The organism is Paenibacillus sp. KS1 (assembly GCF_001680695.1).
Lineage (GTDB): Bacteria > Bacillota > Bacilli > Paenibacillales > Paenibacillaceae > Paenibacillus_B > Paenibacillus_B suaedae.
On sequence record NZ_MAIS01000215.1, the window covers coordinates 1 to 1,756 of the forward strand.

Sequence of the window (1,756 nt, forward strand, 5' to 3'; positions counted from 1 at the left end):
AGGGGCTGTCCCAAAAGTCGAACGACTTTAGGGCACCCCTGTTTTCAAAAATGTAAAACAAAAAGAAACCGTTCTTTAGTAAAATGGAAGTACCACCCACCATTTACGAAAGGAACGGTTTCTTTGTACATTCAATATAGCATGGATCAACTTTATCTGCCAATGGATTTGGAAGAAGACATCCCCCAAAATCACCTCGTTCGTATCATTAATTATGCGGTGAATCGCATAGATGATCAGATATTTGCGGCAGCTTATCCCGGTGGAGGACGAAATAGTTACCATCCGAAAATGCTCACTAAAATTATCATCTACGCCTACACGCAGCGTATTTATTCTTCTCGCCAAATTGCTAAATCCGTGAGAGAGAACATTCCCTTTATGTGGCTTGCAGCTAGACAGCGTCCGGATTTCCGTACCATTAATCGTTTTCGCTCCGAGCGAATGAGAGACGTGCTTGAAAAGATTTTCACGTCTATCCTTGGTTTCCTTATTGAGGAGAAGTACATTAAGTTGGAGCATTATTTTGTAGACGGCACGAAAATCGAAGCGAATGCGAATAAGTACACCTTCGTATGGGGAAAATCTGTGGCGAAGCACAAAGCTAATTTACAAGAGAAAGTAAAAGTATTGTTTACGAGCATTGAAGAAGCAGAGCGACAGGAAGAGCAGGAACTACAAGATCGGGATTTACCAGAGCTGGGCGAATCGAGCGAAGTCACGAGCGTGAAGTTGGAACAAGCGGTAGAGAAACTGGAACAAAAGCTGCAGGAACAACCAAAAGATAAATCACTAAAAAAAGCAGTTCGGTTGTTGCGTAAAGACTTTTTGCCGCGATTAAAAAGCTACGAACATCACCAGAAAGTGCTCGGGGAACGGAATAGCTACAGCAAAACCGACCCGGACGCTACCTTTATGCGAATGAAAGAAGATCATATGAAGAATGGCCAGCTCAAGCCCGGCTATAATCTACAGATCGGCACAGAGGATCAATTCATTGTTGGATACAGTTTGCATCAGCGGCCTACTGACACACGTTGCATGAAGCCCCATTTACAGAAAGTGAAGAGCGCACTAGGGAAACTTCCAGGAACAGTTATAGCAGATGCCGGTTATGGAAGCGAAGAGAACTATGCCTATTTGGAGCAAGAAAACGTAGAGGCCATCGTCAAATACAGCACGTACCACAAAGAGAAAACAAAGAAGTGGCAACAGGACATTAGCAGAATCGACAACTGGAAGTATGATACGCAGGCGGATTTGTGGACGTGCCCTGGCGGACAATCCCTCTATTTTCACCGTGAAAGCAAACAGAAAACGGAAAGTGGTTATGAGATCCTCCTTCGCCACTACCGGAGCCAGGATTGTATGAATTGTCCACTCAAAGCAGCTTGTTCGAAAGCAGCTGGGAATCGTGAAATTCGAGTAAGCATGCAATATCTTCGCTACAAGCAACGCGCACAGGAAAAGCTACGAAGCGAAGAAGGATACGCGCTGTCGGTTCGACGAATGATCGAGCCAGAGAGTGTATTTGGGCAACTGAAAAATAACAGAGGATTTAGACGTTTCCTGCTTCGAGGCCTGTCGAAAGTAAGCCTTGAGGTCGGGTGGCTTTCCCTTGCCCACAATTTGCTGAAGTGGGCAACAATGAAACAAAAAGGTCGAGTTTGGGTAGAAATATAACCCCAACTCGACCTTTTTTCGAATCTAGCGATCCCTCACAAGTAGTAAAAACCTACTTATGGGACAGCCCCTT

At 44.8% G+C, this 1,756-nt stretch carries 1 protein-coding gene; it reads left to right on the forward strand.

The annotated features are described in order from the left end of the window. The first annotated feature begins 123 nt into the window (after positions 1-123). The gene (locus BBG47_RS27895; RefSeq protein ID WP_065294451.1) at positions 124-1,683 is read left to right on the forward strand and encodes an IS1182 family transposase; all 1,560 of its coding nucleotides are present in this window, start codon (positions 124-126) and stop codon (positions 1,681-1,683) included. The last annotated feature ends 73 nt before the right edge of the window (positions 1,684-1,756 follow it).